This is a genomic window from Thioclava sp. (assembly GCF_048263065.1).
GTDB lineage: Bacteria > Pseudomonadota > Alphaproteobacteria > Rhodobacterales > Rhodobacteraceae > Thioclava.
In genome coordinates this window covers 1-15547 of the sequence record NZ_JBLXEM010000046.1, presented here as the reverse complement: position 1 = coordinate 15547, position 15547 = coordinate 1, and the positions used below count along the sequence as shown (strand labels likewise).

The window sequence follows — 15547 nt, the reverse complement described above, 5'->3', positions numbered from 1 at the left end:
TCACTCATATCACCGCTCCCTTTTGCAGAGCCGTGAATCAGAACTGAGTGTCGAAATCAATGCATCCTGACCCTAGGGGCTGACGTTTTTACATTTCCGGGATAAGCCTGACAAGGCACCCTCCCGCAGGCGACTGCGGGTGTTAAAGGATATGCGTCCACAGGCCAATCCTGAGCGCCATCTAAAGACATTTCAACGCCCCTACCCCGCCTTTTGCGGTTGGACGCAGTATTTTCACGCAAAACCGCGGGAACATTTCGCCGTTAAACTGGGTGACTGCTCAGTAGCGAAAACTTGAACAAAACGGGAGAAATCGGATGTACGGCGTTTTCTATCTTATCGGCCTCATCGTGGTCGTTCTCGCGGTTTTCAACCTAATCGCCTAGCTTGGGAGGAGCTTATTACGACGAATTCAACGAACAGCAAACCGGGTGGCCGTGAGACACTTGAGGACAAAGCCAAGGCCGCCGCCAGCAATGTCACGGACGAGGTAAAAGCCCGCGCCCAAGTCATGGCCGACACGGTCGCGACCAAGGCGGCGAGTTACGCCAGTCAAGCCAAAGCCTTGCACGGATTTTGCCAATAACGGCGTGCTGGATGTAAACCAGTGGAATACGCTCAATGACCGTTTTCCGTTCTCGGTGCTTCAACCGCCAACTGTGACGGGCAATCACGTCATTCTGGGCTGGGCCGGCAAGGACTGGGCCTATGCAGAGACGCCTCCGGGGGCGGTGTTCTCGGTCGATCCCCAGATCGGAAAACAACAATGGTCGTTTGATACTCTGCCCAAAAATAGCCGCCGCCAGACCGGCACCGCCAATGTCTGGACGGCGATGTCGGTCGATGAGGGGCTGAATCTGGTGTATTTGCCCGTGGCCTCGCCCTCGCCCTCGCCCAACTATTGGGGCGGCAACCGCACGCAGGAAATCCCTTATGTGACCTCAACCACAGCGCTTGACCTTGATACTGGCAAAGTCGTGTAGTCACGCCAATGGGTGCATCACGACATTTGGGATTACGATATCAACTCGGCCCCGACGCTGATCGATATCACAGTCGATGGCAAACAGATTCCAGCGCTGATGCAGGCCACGAAGATGGGGTTCCTGGTTGTCGTGAACCGCGCAACCGGCGCAGATGTCTGGCCGATCGAGGAACGCCCGGTTCCCGGCGGGGATGGCACGGTCAAGGGCGAATACTACGCCCCAACGCAGCTGTTCCCGACGAAACCCGCGCGCCTTCAGGATCAGTCGAAAAAGCCCGAGGTCTGGCCGATCGCCGATATCGTGTCGGGCGGAGGGTGTTCCAAGCTGTTCGACAGCCTGTCCTATGACGGGATGTATTCGCCCCCCACCACCAAAGGAAACGGCGTGTTGGCCTATCCCGACAGCGCGGGCGGTGTGCAATGGGGCGGCGTGGCTTTTGACCCTGAACGCCAGATCGCGGTGATGAACACCTCGCATATCGTGCAATATATCAAGCTATTCGCGCGATGATTACAACAAACAGGCGGGCGGTTCGGGCAATGAAAGCGGCTTTTATCCGCAAGAGGGCGCGCCCTATGGCATGAGCCTGTCCAACGCGCTGAACTGGCTGGGAATGCCCTGCTGGAAGCCGCCCTTTGGCGAGTTGGTGGCGATCGACATGCACACGGGCGATGTGAAATGGCGCAAACCTTTGGGCAGCTCGCAACGTTACGGGTTCTTTATGCCCGAAAGCATGGGCTCACCCACCATTGGCGGGCCTGCAGTGACCAAATCGGGCCTGATCTTCATCGGCTCCACGATGGATGCCAAGGCGCGCGCGTTCGAGGTGAACACCGGCACAGAGCTGTGGTCGGATCAGATGCAGGCCCCGGTGGTCGCAAACCCCGCAGTCTATTCCTATAAAGGCAAGGAGTATGTGGCGTTCATCGCGGGCGGCAACTCGATCTTGAAACCGGCGGTCGGGGATCAGGTCGCGGTCTATGCGTTGCCTTAGGAGGCTGAAAAACCCGCCGCGTCTGGACACTTTCCAGGCGCGGCGCTTTCTATTTGGCACTGAGGCCCTATTCGCGCCCCTGCGGCGCGAGATCCAGAAAGAACCGCGCCATTTCGCCACTGGCATCCGGCCCGGCCGGATCGGCGTAAGAGCCGGTGGATTTCCCCCCTGACCAAGCATGCCCCAAACCCGCAATGCGCCAATGTTCCGAGGGCATGTCACCATCCGCGATGATCGAGCGTGTAAAGCTGCGCCCGTTGCTATGCCCGTCTTGCACCACCTCGACCCCGTTCGGACGGGCCTCGTCTGCGATACGCTGGCCGTTCGCCGCATGCACCGTGCTGTCTGCGGTGCCGTGAAACACAATGGTCGCGACCGGATGCTTGCGGGCTGCATCAAAGGGTGCCAGCTTGCCCCCCATCGCCGCAAATGCCGAGGGCATATCTGTCGCCGCTTTATACGCCAAGCCCGAATGCGCACCAACGCCTGCGAAAACCTCGGGATATGTGCGTCCCAAAATCACCGCCATGGCAGCCCCCGCAGATAAGCCAGCGACAAACACGCGACCCTCGGGAACGTCGTGCTCGCGTTGCATCTGGCGGGCCAGTGCGGCAAGGATCGCAGGCTCCCCCGCGCCGGTGTGTTGATCGGCGGCATCAAACCAGTTCCAACAAGATTGCATGTTGGCCCCGCGCGATTGCGCCGGATACACCACGATCAACCCGTTTTCATCCGCCACGCGGTTCATGTCGGTGCCATTTGCGAAATCGACCGGCGATTGCGTGCATCCGTGCAGCATCATGATCATCCCGGCGGGGCGCTGTGTCGCGAGTTTCGGAACGAAAACGCGATACTCCCGACTGCCTTGTGCGCAGTTGAACGTCGCGCGATCAAACCGCGCACCTTCAGGCAGCACAGGCTCGGGCGGCTCGGCCCCGCGCAGACCGTGCAGACCGTGCATCGGCTTTGCTGTCACCAGTTTTTCCAGCGTTTCCCGCAAGCCAGATCGCGCGCCAAGATGGCCCATGTCCGGCAGCGCGGCGCGTAATTTTTCGACTTGCGCAGAGGGTTGCGACGCTGATACGGGCGTCGCGCCAAGCGCGGACTGGATCATTTCGGTGGCTCCTGCGGGATTTCCCGCACGCACCAGCGCACTCGCCCGGCGAAGCGCCGAGGTAAGATCATGTTTCATGTCACTCTCTTTCAAAAAAGGTGGTTTAGCTGATGCGCCCGGCAAGCGCCTTTTTCACTTCCGCGCTGGCCTGCAGCGCCCCCAGAACGTTGATGGAGCCGATGCTCGCCAATGCCAATTCGGGTGTCACATCGCCTGCGATCCGCGCCAGCCCAACGACTTTGATGTGCAAGACCTCGTTCGCGGCACGCACGGCCTCTAGGTCAGCGACGCTGTAATCGCGCAGCCCCAGCTCCATCGTGTGTCTTTCGACTGTTTTTGACACCGCATCCGATTGGGCGTCGATCTGGTTGCGGATGGCGGTGCGGATGAAATCGCTGCGGTTGGAATAGAACCCTTCCTGCACCAACAGATCGATCCGGCCCAAATCAACGAAGCCCAGATTGATCGTAATCTTTTCGTTCTCAGGAAACTTGGGTTTGATCTGCGTGACGTTGCTCATCCGATTTCTCCATCTGTATGGATGGTATATGGATGTATTATTAATTTTGGCAAGGGCGATTTCCGCACTGCGGCGATCTTCACGTCCCAATCAAATGGAATTCATCGCGCCCGCCAGCCTGCGGACCCGTAAAATGGAACCGCCCCGCTGACATCGGAGTTGTCGCAACAAGATCAATGATCTGTGATCGACTGGTGTGATCGGTCTCAGGCTTGTGCAAGAACGTCGCGTTTCGCGGCATCAAAGAGGTAGGACGCAACGTGCCAACATATATGACGCCTGCTTCAACATTGCGCGCCGTTGTGCATTGCAAAACTACACGGATAAAGCGCCGCGCTCGCCACGTCATGCGCAAACAGTTCACCCCTCAGAAACCCATCACGCGATGACGGATGCCGCCGCTCTGCTACAAACCCGCCCCGAGGGCCTGTTTTGCCCCGCAGGAAATTTCTACATCGACCCCAGCCAACCCGTCGAAAAGGCGCTGATCACCCATGGTCACGCCGATCACGCGCGCGCCGGGCATGGCGCGGTGATGGCGACGGCGCAAACGCTTGATATCATGGCCATCCGCTACGGAGAGACGTTCGCCGCCAGCCGTGAAGTGGCCAGCGCGCCAAAGATGGTGGGCGATGTCCGCGTGTCGTTTCACCCGGCGGGTCACGTCCTTGGCTCGGCCCAGATCGCGCTGACGCATAAGCGCTTTGGAACGGCTGTGATCACCGGCGATTATTCCCGCAGCCCGAACCCCGCCTGCGCGCCGTTTGAAGCCGTGCCCTGCGATATTCTTGTGACCGAAGCGACCTTTGCCCTGCCCGTGTTCCGCCATCCCGATCCGGCCCATGAGATCGCGCGACTGCTGGCCTCGGTCGCGGCATTTCCCGAGCGTTCGCATCTGATCGGGGCCTATGCGCTTGGCAAGGCTCAACGTGTTATCATGCTGCTGCGTTTGGCAGGATGGGATGGGCCGATCTATATTCACGGCGCGTTGCAGCGGTTGTGTGACTATCACATCAGCCAAGGCATCTTGTTGGGTGATCTGCGCCCTGCCACGATCTCGCGTGGGCAGAAAGCAGATTTTGCGGGGCAGATCATCCTTGCGCCGCCATCCGCCTTTGCCGCGACATGGGCGCAGCGGTTCCCCGATCCGGTGATCTGCTTTGCCAGCGGCTGGATGCAGGTGCGCGCGCGTGCGCGTCAACGCGGCGTGGAACTGCCGCTGATAATCTCGGATCATGTGGACTGGCCCGAGCTGACGCAAACGATCACCGAACTGGACCCTGCGGAAACATGGGTGACACACGGGCGCGAAGACGCCCTGATCCGCTGGTGCGAAACCCAAGGCCGCGTTGCGCGCCCGCTGCGCCTGCTGGGATATGAGGAGGAGCAGGACTGATGCGCGCCTTTGCCGCCCTTCTCGAACGCCTCGCTTTTACCCATCAGCGCAATGGCAAGATCGCGCATCTCAAACAGTATTTTGCCACGACGCCCGACCCCGCGCGTGGCTTGGCGCTGGCAGCGCTTACGGGGGAATTGGGGCTAAAGGCGGTGACGCCTTCGCTCTTGCGGGGCCTGGCTGCGCAACGCGTTGACGCGCAGCTTTTCGCGATAAGCTATGATTTTGTCGGCGATCTGGCTGAAACCATCGCCTTGATCTGGCCCCCTGCCACGGATCTGCACGACACCCCCCTGCCCGAGCTGGTGGAGGAACTGCAAAAGACCCCGAAATCCGGCTTGCCTGCCGTTATCTCACAGCGCCTTGACGCCATGACCGCGTCCGAGCGCTACGCCTATCTCAAGCTTGCAACCGGCGGGCTGCGCGTTGGCGTTTCAGGGCGGCTTGCGCGCGTGGCCGTCGCCGATTTTGGCAGCCTGCCCCTGAGCGAAGTCGAAGAAATCTGGCACGGTCTAACGCCGCCTTACATCAATCTGTTCGCGTGGGCCGAAGGGGGCGCGAAGCCCGAGGCCGCAGCGCACGCGCCGTTTCGCCCCGTCATGCTTTCGACACCGAGCGATCTGGATGCGCTGAAAAACCTGCCCGTTGAGGACTTTACCGCCGAATGGAAATGGGATGGCATTCGCGTGCAGGCCGTCAGCGATCAAGGCACGCGGCGGCTGTATTCCCGCACCGGCGAGGATATTTCGCCCGCGTTCCCCGACATTTTGGATGCGCTTGATTTTGAGGGCACGTTTGACGGCGAGTTGCTGGTGCGCCGCGGTGACATTATCGCGCCTTTTGGCGATTTACAAAAACGCTTGGGGCGCAAGACGGTCAGCCGGAAACTGCTGGAAACGCATCCGGCGCAAATGCGCGCCTACGACATTCTGGCGTGGCAAGGCAAAGACCTGCGCGCCCTGCCCTTTGCACAAAGACGCCCGCTGTTGGAACGCGCGATCAGCGGCTTGCAGCAACCGCGCATCGACCTGTCCCCGATTCTGGCCTTTGCCACATGGGACGAACTGGCTGCCCTGCGTGCCGACCCGCCCGAAGCTGTGATTGAGGGCGTGATGATCAAACGCCGCGATAGCTCCTATCTTGCGGGGCGGATGAAGGGGCCGTGGTTCAAATGGAAACGCGATCCGATGATCATTGACGCGGTGCTGCTGTATGCGCAAAGGGGCCACGGCAAGCGCTCGGGATTTTATTCTGATTTCACCTTTGGGGTGTGGGACGGCGCTGGCCTCGTGCCCGTCGGCAAGGCGTATTTCGGCTTTACCGATGAGGAACTTAAGGCGCTCGACCGCTTTGTGCGCAACAACACGACCGAAACTTTTGGCCCCGTGCGTGCGCTGAAGCCGACGAAAGTCGTGGAAGTCGCGTTCGAAGGGCTCAACCGCTCGCCGCGCCATAAATCCGGCATCGCCATGCGCTTTCCCCGCATCTCGCGCATCCGCGACGATAAATCCGCAGCCGAGGCCGACACGTTGCAAACTCTGAGTGACATGCTGCCGTGATGCCCCTACCCCCTGACATAGCGGATTGGTTTGCCGATCAGGGATGGACGCCCCACCCCCATCAACTGGCGCTGATGGAGACGTCGCGCGATACGCTGCTGATCGCGCCCACGGGCGGAGGCAAGACATTGGCGGGGTTTCTGCCCACGCTGGCGCAGTTGCGTGCCCCTCATAGCGGGTTGCATACGCTTTATGTCTCGCCGCTCAAGGCCCTGACGAACGACATCGCGCGCAATCTGGCGCAGCCTGTGGCAGCGCTTGGGCTTGATATTCGCATTGAGGATCGCACCGGCGACACCCGCCCCCGCCAGCGCGCACGCCAACGCGTTGATCCGCCCCATATTTTGCTGACCACGCCCGAAAGCCTTGCGCTGATGCTGTCCTACCCCGAGGCACCGCGTATTTTCGCCAATCTGCGCCGCGTGGTGATAGACGAAATCCACGCGCTCGCCGAAAGCAAACGGGGCGATCAACTGATGCTCGGGCTGGCGCGGCTGCGCAGTCTGGCCCCTGGCCTGACTGTCACCGGGCTGTCGGCGACGGTGGAAAACCCCGCCCGTCTGGCGGGTTTCATGGGCGGGGCCGAGGTGGTTCTGGCCAATCCCGGACCCGCGCCCGATATTGCGATGCTGACCACCACCGCCCCACCGCCTTGGGCGGGTGGAGGCGGCCAATACGCCGCCGCCGATGTGATGGCCGCCATTCAGTCGGCGCGCCTGACGCTTGTGTTCATCAACACCCGCGCGCAGGCCGAGCTGTTCTTTCAGGCGCTATGGGCGGTGAACCTAGAAAACCTGCCCATCGGTCTGCATCATGGCAGCCTGTCACGCGATGTGCGCCAAAAGGCCGAAGCGGCGATGGCGGCGGGCCAGTTGCGGGCGATGGTGTGCACCGGCAGTCTTGATCTTGGCATTGACTGGGGCGATGTCGATCTGGTCATTCAGGTCGGCGCGCCGAAAAACGTCAAACGTCTGGTGCAGCGGATCGGACGCGCAAACCATCGCTATGACACCCCAAGCCGCGCGCGTATTGTGCCCGCCAACCAGTTCGAGGTGATCGAATGCGTCGCCGCCCTAGAGGCCGTGGCCGCGCACGATCTGGATGGCACGCCGCACCCACCTGCCCCGCTTGATGTGCTATGCCAACATATCCTGCTGACCGCCTGCGCCGCCCCGTTCAACGCCACCTCGCTTTATCACGAGGTATGCCGCGCGGGGCCGTATCGCGATCTGAGCCGCGCCGATTTCGACGCCTGTCTCGATTTTTGCGCCACCGGCGGTTATGCCCTGCGCACCTATGACCGTTGGCAGCGCATCATGTTACGCAATGGCCTGTGGCAGTTGCGCGATCCGCGCTCGGCACGGCTGCTGCGCATGAACATCGGCACCATCGTGAACCCCGAGTTGCTGCAAGTGCGCCGTCGCACCAACCGCGCCCGTCTGGGCGAAGTCGAGGAGAGCTTTGCCGCGACCCTCTCGCCGGGCGACACGTTTCTGCTGGGCGGGCAGACCGTGCGCTATGACCGCCTGCGCGATATGATTCTAGAGGTCACGCCCCAACCCGCGCGCCAGCCCAAGGTCGCGGTGTTCAACGGCTTGAAAATGGCCACCTCAACCGAGCTTTCGGCCCGCGTGCTTGCGCTGATCGGCGATCCCACGCGCTGGAACGCCCTGCCGCCCCACACGCGCGACTGGCTGGCGCTACAGCAAACCGCATCAGTTCTGCCCGCCCCCGGCACCCTGACCTGTGAAACATTCGAGCGCCAAGGACGCGCCTATTTCTGTCTTTACGGGTTTTGCGGGCGCAATGCCCATCAGACGCTGGGGCTGATCCTGACGCGTCGGATGGAAGACATCGGGCTTGGCCCTTTGGGCTTTGTCGCCACCGATTATGCGTTGCTGATCTGGTCGATCGATCCGGTTCTTAACCCGGAACCGCTGCTGCGCCTTGACGCCATAAGCGAGGGAATGGATCAGTGGCTTGCCGCCAACGCGTTGATGAAGCGCAGCTTTCGCAGCATTGCCACGATTGCGGGCCTGTTGCACCGCAACTTGCCCGGGACACGCAAATCGGGCAAACAGGCGACCTTCTCGTCTGATATTCTTTATGACACATTGCTGAAATATGACCCCGATCATCTGCTTTTGCGCGTCACCCGCGACGCCGCGCGCCACGGTCTTGTGGACTTCACGCGGATCGAGGAGATGCTAGGTGCGCGCCCCAAAATCGTTCATACCATTTGCGCGCGTGTTCCCCCGCTGGCCGCCCCGCTATTGCTCGAGGCCGGGAAAGTGCCGATCCGGGGCCTTGGCGCAGATCGACTACTCGAGGCAGAAGCCGCCCGCATGATGACAGAGGCAGGGCTGACGTGAACGGCTATCAACTGACCTTTGCAGGCACAGAGTTTCTGGCCTTGGGCAGCCGCGCCTTGTTTTGCCCGGACCACGCAGCGCTGATCTTGGCCGATCTGCATTTGGGAAAATCCGAGCGCATGGCCCGACGCGGTGGCGCCTTGTTGCCCCCGTTTGAAACGCGCGATACCCTGATCCGTTTGCAAGATCTGGTGCAAGCGAGCAAGGCCGAACGCCTATTTCTGCTGGGCGATGTGTTTGATGACACGCAGGCGCGCGACAGCTTGAGCGCTGCGGACACGCTGCTGTGGCAGCATATCCAGTCGCAAACCGCGTGCTGCATTCTGGCCGGAAATCACGACCCCGCCGGCCCGAGCGAAGCGACCCTGAACGAAATCGCCCTGCGCCATATCGCGGCTGAGGGCCCCGATATTTCGGGCCACTATCACCCGAAGGTAAAACTGAAAAACACCACGCGTCCGGCCTTTCTGATCGGCGCACACCACCTGATCCTGCCCGCGTTTGGAACCTTCACCGGCGGGCTTCTGGCCAGTGATCCTGTGCTCACCTCGCTTGTCGGGCCGGGGATTGCCGTTCTGACAGGGGCCAAACCGCTGGCGGTTCCGTTCGGTGCGTTCGGGTCGCCCTGATTTGCAATAGGCGCAGTGTAAAACGGGTCCGCAAAAATGTCGGGGTCGTTAGTAGCTCCGCTCCGCTCTGGCCGTTGAGGATCAGCCCTTAATTACTTACTGTTTGACCGCGCGCCCTGTTCTCGGTCAGGCGGTCAATTAACTTCAAGACCTGTCGACGGGCAATCGAATCTGCAAGGGGCTGCCCTAGAAGTTAAGCTTGGCATTCTCCGCGAGATCTGGGCCGTCGTCGCTAAAATATGCACGCGTCATCTCGACAGCCATAGAGATCTTACCTTTATCGCTGTCCCAGTATTCGGCCTGTAAAGGCGCGATCTTGATAACTGCGACATCCGCATCTCCGACGCCCCCTTCGAAGAACACCTCGCCATACGGTCCCCATAGCTTTCAGATCAAATCCCGATCCCAGCTTACAGTGCCTTTCCCCGAGACAGAGGCGAATACCATCGCGCTCGTATCGGCAAAGCTTAGCGCAATGTCATTGTCGGCATTCAGTTCATAGGCTTTTGCGCTGTCACCGTCAGTGAGGAAGTGAACGGTGCGGGCAAATGCCCTAACTTGTGACCAGAATGGGTTTGTCATGACCCAATCCACCTTCTCGTCCCTTGCGAAAAATTGCGCCCGTCGGAGATTTCACACTAGTCACGCTCGAGGTGGTCGGGGAACTGGGTGTAAAAGGCCCCCATTTTGACCGTTATTTGCTGATCGTTCCGGAAATGGTCTTGCAGCAAGTTTGATTGGCCTGCGACGCGAAGCAAACCGCCGAGATCAATGATGATCTCGGCGCTCAGGTGCTTGGGGCTTTCCGGGTCTGGTCTCAGGGGTATTCGGCGTATGAGCAGTGTTAGATGCTCATTGGCGCGATGCACCCACGCGAGATCCCCAAAAAGGTCTTCCAGTCGCTTGAGACCGTCCTCATAGGCGTTTGATGCATCCGCGATCGGCCAGACACGCTTTGGCGCTTGCGATGAGAGCCTCAATCTTGTCTGACAGGGCGAGCTGTTGCGCCGTCAGGTCTTGCATGCGCAGTTCGACCTGCGCATAGCGCGCGCCCCCTTCAAGCGAGCGCGGGTGATTGCTGGTTTCCGGCGGAGGCATTGCGTGGATGCGACAATCCGTCTCGCGCGCTCAACGCATGCTATACATATATATATTGTGTATAGCTGAAAGAGGAGTTCGCTGATGACTCGCTTCGCAATCATTGCCGTAGTGTTGTTTGCTGCATCGCCACTTGCTGCTCAAGACATCCCCCTTATCCCGTTGGTCCCACCTGATCTGGTGGATCATGCAGATGCCGCAAAGCTTGATCTGAATGGTGTGTGGGAGTTTTCGACTTCGAACCATCAGGGGGCTGCCCCTTCGGTGGGCCAGGTTTTCCAATGGCTGGATTGATGGAAATCACTCAGGCAAATGGCGCGATCTCTATGCAGATCGTGAGCGGCGCAGTTTGCGAGCCAGCCTCAATGTGCAGCTTTACCGGCGAGATTGCCCAAGGCGACCTGATCTTGTGGAACCACGATACTGTTGATGATGAAGGGGGCGAAGTGACCAACACGCTGCATTTGGTTTTTCAGAATGCCAGTCTTATCAACGGTGTCGGCGGCGCTTATTATAACCACCCCAAAATGAAATGTATATGGAATTGGGATATCTTCGCGCATCGCCCGGAAGTGGTCGATGGTGAGTGGAAACCCGGCGCGGCCGCCGGTCCGAAGGAGTAAGACCGCCCCGGTGAAGTAACTCGCGACGCTCTGCAATACATCTGCGGGGCACTTGACGTGGAGGAGTTTTCCATGCGGTTTTTCCCAATACTCGCCTTGCTGACTTTTTTGGCTGCCCCTGCCTTCGCGCAAGACATTGTGTCGGATGCCCCCGGTGCCAGTGATCCGTCCGGTCTGAAACGCATAGAAGGCGCGCTCATCATTGGCTATGACCAATCGGGGTTCGATGAAATGTCAATTCCAACGAGCAAGGTCACTTATGACGGCCCACAAAGTAGCACCACGCTGGAGGGGCCGCGCACACGCGTGATTTACCTCGTTCCCGGCGACCGATCGCCTCTCGAGGTCATCCGCAATTACGAAGCGGAATTGTCCGAGGCAGGCTACGAGACCCTTTATGCCTGCGGCAAGCAGGACTGCGGGCCTGCAAGCGCGATGTCTCAATATCTCTATCCGCGCGATGCGCAGCTTAAAACGCTGGGCCGCGTGAGCGCCGCAGTGTTCAGCCTGCCACGTGATGATCAACGATATCTCGTAGCAACCAATCCGCAAACTGGCCGCACCGTGTCGATCTATGCGGCGTTTGAGACGTTCGATCACTTTCCCCAATTATATGAGAAAACTCTGGTTCTGATGGACGTGATCGACGGCGCTCCGCTCACCCGACGGATGGAATTTGTTTCGGCAGAGGAAATGGCGCTCGGTCTCAAGGCGGAGGGGCGTGTCTCTCTCTACGGGATACACTTTACTCATGACTCCGACGCGCTGACGCCAGAGTCAGATCCTACCTTGGAGGAGATTGCCAAGTTTCTTAACGCGTCTTCGGACATGCAGGTTTTTGTCGTCGGTCACACGGATATGACTGGCGGCTTTGACTACAATATCGATCTGTCGCAACGTCGCGCGACCTCGGTCGCGAAGGCATTGAGCGAACGTTATGGGGTCTCCGCGAGCAGACTCCAAGCGGCAGGTATTGGTCCATTGGCCCCCGTCGCCGAAAACCTGAGCGAAGAGGGACGCGCGCTAAACCGTCGTGTCGAACTGGTGCGGAGGTGACCCGATGAAACGTGTTGCAGCTTTTCTGGCTATGTTTGTGGCTTTGGCGGCTATGGGTAAAACTCCCATCCCTAAGCCGATGCCCAACGCCTGTGAGATGCTTGAAGCCATCAATATCGCGACAACATTGGGCACGGACGTAGCCTATGTTCCCGGCACCATCAGTGAAAACGAATATGTTCGAATGAGTCTCTGCTCGGCGCAAACGCCTGACTTATCGGCGCGTATGACGCTTATGGTGCGTGAGACCCTGACCGAGACCGTGCCCGATGCCGAGACGCTGTGCGACACTACAATCGACGCGTTGCGCGCTACGATCGGCGCTACGGCTGTCATCGAAGAACTTGATCTTGGCGATGCAGCCATCTGGGTGGGTGATATCTCTCAGCTCACCGTGTGGCATCACGCGGGTCGGGTGGTGTTCATCTTCACGCCGACGCCGGGGCAAGACAAGGCCGCAGCCGAAGCCGCCGCGCGAGAGGTTCTGGCGGCCTTCCCCTGAACGAAGGCCAATCGCGCCGGTTTACTGGCACACTTCGGGGAGAACGGCAGACCAGATCGGGCAATAGACAGGGTCATACCACCAGCCTTCGGAGGAATTGATACCGTAGTGAACCCCGACCCAAACCCGACCGGATTTCTGCAACAAAACCTCCATCGTTGCCCCGTTTCCTGCCTGTGGGTCTATCTGGCCGCGCTTTACATCGGGAGTGGCAAAGATGTCGATCTGCTCTCCGCCGGGGCGTTGGGCGCGAACGGTCACAAAGGCCACATTGCCCGCCACTCGAATTTCGCCAACCACAAACTCGATGGGCGGAGCAAAACTCCATTCCGCTTGGGGCCGGATAGCATCTAGAATGTCTTGGCGCGTATCGCTGCCGCGTGCGGGTTCGGTGTAGCTCTGTGCTGCCACACAATGCGCAGAACCGCAAAATGCGGCGATCAAAGCAAAAGATCTGAAAGGCAAAATCTGAAACATCACTTACGTCCTTCCTTGCGTAACTTTAGGTTACCCGGAACAATGCGCTGTAGCGAGATTAATGCGTTTCCTGAGACCAGAGATTGCAACCGTTTCTGTGTCATCTCAGGTTTGCGGTGGTTCCCCGGCATCACCTGACACTGACACAGCCCCCGGCCGCGCAGGATGCAGCCGGAGGCTTCCAATAAGGCACTACTGAACTGATGTCTTTTGCATCAGAGCAAAAGCAGGATGTTCCAAACAGCATTGGACGGATCTTCGGTGTCTCACCAAAGACATGAAGGTCAAGTATGATCAGTTGGTTACCTCGAGGAAGTGCAAAAATCTGCCGGCAACAGCAATCACGCGAAAGCTCTTGGTCATGACAAATTCACTCCTGCGAGATCGCAGAAAATGGTCCAACATTTATCCTTGATCAATACGGATACTCAGGGGGAGTAGACAAAACATTCTCGGACATCGGGGCATTGGCGGCATCCCCCCGACCATGAAGCTGAGAATGGCGGAAAGAACCTACGCATGCACCCCGTTAAAAATGGGGGATTACCAGATATGTGGCGGAGACGAAGAAATCTACTGCTATACCTCAAACCTCCTCATGAACCCTCAAGAGATTCCAGCAAACTATTGTTTTTACATTAGTTTTTCCGTCACCGGCAATCACGAGGCTTCACCGGGATTTAGACGAGCTCAGCGCCGAATTGTAACTTGGTATGGAAAGCAATTGAGTGAGGGAGGCTTGGTATGGGCCTGACGACGAAACAGATCGAGGCGGTGCGGTATGGCATTGGGCCGGAGCGGATCCATGACGGGAACGGGCTTTACCTGCGCCTCTTTGCGGGCGGGGCCAAGGTTTTTGAGCTGCGCCATGCGCAGGGCGGTAAACCGGGCTGGGTCACGCTCGGACGGTTTCCCGAGATCGGCTTGCGGCGGGCGCGCGACTTGTCCGGAGCGGCTCGGCTCATGCTCGAGAGGGGGATCGCGATCAGCGAATTGCGCGCGCTTCTGAAGCAGGGCGATGTCGCGGCACTCGAAGCTGTCTTCGAAGAGCCGGGCGAGTCCATGCCGGTGGCGACCGCGATGCCCAGCTTTCGCGAACTTGCGAAAATCTGGTTCGAACAGAAGAAGCTCGGGCTTAGGAATGGAAAGCATATTCAGCAAAACTGGAATACGATCGAGACCTATGTCTTTCCGCATTTCGGGGATCGCAGGATCGACGAAATTACTGTTGCTGATGTCATCGCCGCGATCGAGCCGATCTGGCACTGCAAGCACGAGACCGCCAAGCGCACGCTCGGCCGGACCAAGGAGATCTTCGCCTTGGCCAAGATTAAACAGCTGCGCGCCGACAACCCGGCCGATTTCTCGACGCGTATTGCACTTGGCCGAGTGCTTCGCAGGAAGGGGCATTTCGGCGCACTCGCCCATGAGCAGATGCCGGAATTCTGGGACTGGCTCCAGAACGTGCGGTGCGAGTGTCAGACGCGGCAGCTTGCGATGCTGATGATCCTGTCGGCAAAGCGCACGAAGGAGACGCGGCTGGCGCAATGGGATTTCTTTGACAGCGAGGCGGCGATCTGGACGACGCCGGAGGAGTTGATGAAAATGGGCCGCAATCACAGGGTGCCGCTGAGCCGCCAGATGGCCGTGGTTCTTGACAACATGAGCCTGCTGACCGGAGATCACCGCCGGATTTTCGCCAAACCAGGTAACCGCTCAGGTGTCGTGAGCGAGAACACGGTGCTGAATCTCGTGAAGCGTTTTGATCCGGAAATTACCGGGCATGGCTTCCGTGCGACCTTTAAGACGTGGGCGCGAAGACAGAAGCGCTATGAGGCTGACGCCATCGAGTTTGCCTTGGCCCATGAGCAAGACGCACTGGAGGCGGCCTACCAGCGCGAAGACCTGTTGGAAGAGCGAGAGCAGTTAATGCAGGATTGGGCCGATTATGTCACGGGCGGGCGCGACCCGGCGCGGCTGCGCGACCTCGCGAGTGGTAAGGAGGGCGGATACACTCGGCCGCCCGTTTAGAACGGCCCTTCGACCTCCGGCCCCTCGACCTCCGGATCATCCGAAGGATCGGGGGGCTGAGCCTCCCCCTTTGAAGTGGTCCGCCCTTATAGTTAGGAAAGCGGAGGACCAAGAATGGCGATTAAGAGACCCAAGCCTGAAGAGATTGTCGTGAAGTTACGGCAGGTTGAGGTGCTGATGGGGCAAGGCA

General features: G+C 59.3%; 16 protein-coding genes and 1 pseudogene. 12 read left to right on the top strand and 5 right to left on the bottom strand.

Annotated features, from left to right (window positions below; genetic code table 11):
* Positions 1-590 precede the first annotated feature (590 nt).
* The 3 genes from ACN0SD_RS19565 to ACN0SD_RS19555 all read left to right on the top strand — a co-directional run bounded on the left by ACN0SD_RS19565 (position 591) and on the right by ACN0SD_RS19555 (position 1980).
* A complete protein-coding gene (locus ACN0SD_RS19565) occupies positions 591-983 on the top strand; it encodes a hypothetical protein (protein ID WP_417809876.1) in 393 nt (130 codons plus the stop codon).
* A gap of 12 nt (positions 984-995) precedes the next feature.
* On the top strand, positions 996-1496 hold the full coding sequence (locus ACN0SD_RS19560) for a hypothetical protein (protein WP_417809875.1): 501 nt from the start codon (positions 996-998) through the stop codon (positions 1494-1496).
* 70 nt (positions 1497-1566) lie between these two features.
* Positions 1567-1980, top strand: coding sequence for a PQQ-binding-like beta-propeller repeat protein (locus ACN0SD_RS19555; RefSeq protein WP_417809874.1), 414 nt, complete (start codon positions 1567-1569; stop codon positions 1978-1980).
* A gap of 67 nt (positions 1981-2047) precedes the next feature.
* Here ACN0SD_RS19555 and ACN0SD_RS19550 read toward each other — a convergent pair whose 3' ends face one another.
* Positions 2048-3172, bottom strand: a complete 1125-nt coding sequence (locus ACN0SD_RS19550) for an alpha/beta hydrolase family esterase (RefSeq protein WP_417809873.1) — start codon at positions 3170-3172, stop codon at positions 2048-2050.
* 25 nt (positions 3173-3197) lie between these two features.
* Complete coding sequence (locus tag ACN0SD_RS19545; RefSeq protein WP_417809872.1) at positions 3198-3614, bottom strand: CopG family transcriptional regulator; 417 nt, start codon at positions 3612-3614, stop codon at positions 3198-3200.
* A 385-nt stretch (positions 3615-3999) separates the two neighbouring features.
* Between ACN0SD_RS19545 and ACN0SD_RS19540 the strand changes: the two genes are divergently transcribed.
* The 4 genes from ACN0SD_RS19540 to pdeM are packed head-to-tail and all read left to right on the top strand — an operon-like array spanning position 4000 to position 9570.
* Entirely contained in the window at positions 4000-5010 is a 1011-nt protein-coding gene (locus ACN0SD_RS19540) for a ligase-associated DNA damage response exonuclease (RefSeq protein WP_417809871.1), read from the top strand.
* On the top strand, positions 5010-6569 hold the full coding sequence (locus tag ACN0SD_RS19535; RefSeq protein ID WP_417809870.1) for a cisplatin damage response ATP-dependent DNA ligase: 1560 nt from the start codon (positions 5010-5012) through the stop codon (positions 6567-6569). The genes ACN0SD_RS19540 and ACN0SD_RS19535 overlap by 1 nt, the downstream gene beginning before the upstream one ends.
* On the top strand, positions 6569-8941 hold the full coding sequence (locus ACN0SD_RS19530) for a ligase-associated DNA damage response DEXH box helicase (protein ID WP_417809869.1): 2373 nt from the start codon (positions 6569-6571) through the stop codon (positions 8939-8941). Before ACN0SD_RS19535 ends, ACN0SD_RS19530 begins: the two co-directional genes overlap by 1 nt.
* Entirely contained in the window at positions 8938-9570 is a 633-nt protein-coding gene (gene pdeM / locus ACN0SD_RS19525; protein WP_417809868.1) for a ligase-associated DNA damage response endonuclease PdeM, read from the top strand. Before ACN0SD_RS19530 ends, pdeM begins: the two co-directional genes overlap by 4 nt.
* Before the next feature lie 186 nt (positions 9571-9756).
* Here the strand turns inward: pdeM and ACN0SD_RS19520 are convergent.
* Positions 9757-10152: pseudogene (locus ACN0SD_RS19520) on the bottom strand (pyridoxamine 5'-phosphate oxidase family protein).
* Positions 10153-10485: 333 nt separating this feature from the next.
* Positions 10486-10668 (bottom strand): hypothetical protein, encoded by a 183-nt coding sequence (locus ACN0SD_RS19515; RefSeq protein WP_417809867.1) that lies wholly within the window; start codon positions 10666-10668, stop codon positions 10486-10488.
* 84 nt (positions 10669-10752) lie between these two features.
* On the opposite strand from ACN0SD_RS19515, the gene ACN0SD_RS19510 reads away from it, so the two are divergent.
* The 4 genes from ACN0SD_RS19510 (at position 10753) to ACN0SD_RS19495 (ending at position 12849) form a co-directional block, all read left to right on the top strand.
* Positions 10753-10962, top strand: coding sequence for a hypothetical protein (locus ACN0SD_RS19510; RefSeq protein WP_417809866.1), 210 nt, complete (start codon positions 10753-10755; stop codon positions 10960-10962).
* Positions 10950-11291, top strand: a complete 342-nt coding sequence (locus tag ACN0SD_RS19505) for a hypothetical protein (RefSeq protein WP_417809865.1) — start codon at positions 10950-10952, stop codon at positions 11289-11291. Before ACN0SD_RS19510 ends, ACN0SD_RS19505 begins: the two co-directional genes overlap by 13 nt.
* A 72-nt stretch (positions 11292-11363) precedes the next feature.
* Positions 11364-12347, top strand: a complete 984-nt coding sequence (locus tag ACN0SD_RS19500; RefSeq protein WP_417809864.1) for an OmpA family protein — start codon at positions 11364-11366, stop codon at positions 12345-12347.
* 4 nt (positions 12348-12351) lie between these two features.
* Positions 12352-12849 carry a hypothetical protein gene (locus ACN0SD_RS19495; protein ID WP_417809863.1) on the top strand — a complete coding sequence of 166 codons (498 nt, stop codon included), beginning with the start codon at positions 12352-12354 and terminating at the stop codon, positions 12847-12849.
* 21 nt (positions 12850-12870) lie between these two features.
* On the opposite strand, the gene ACN0SD_RS19490 is transcribed toward ACN0SD_RS19495, so the two are convergent.
* A complete protein-coding gene (locus tag ACN0SD_RS19490) occupies positions 12871-13326 on the bottom strand; it encodes a hypothetical protein (RefSeq protein WP_417809862.1) in 456 nt (151 codons plus the stop codon).
* A 744-nt stretch (positions 13327-14070) separates the two neighbouring features.
* Here ACN0SD_RS19490 and ACN0SD_RS19485 point away from each other — a divergent pair.
* Positions 14071-15357 (top strand): tyrosine-type recombinase/integrase, encoded by a 1287-nt coding sequence (locus tag ACN0SD_RS19485; protein ID WP_417809861.1) that lies wholly within the window; start codon positions 14071-14073, stop codon positions 15355-15357.
* The last annotated feature ends 190 nt before the right edge of the window (positions 15358-15547 follow it).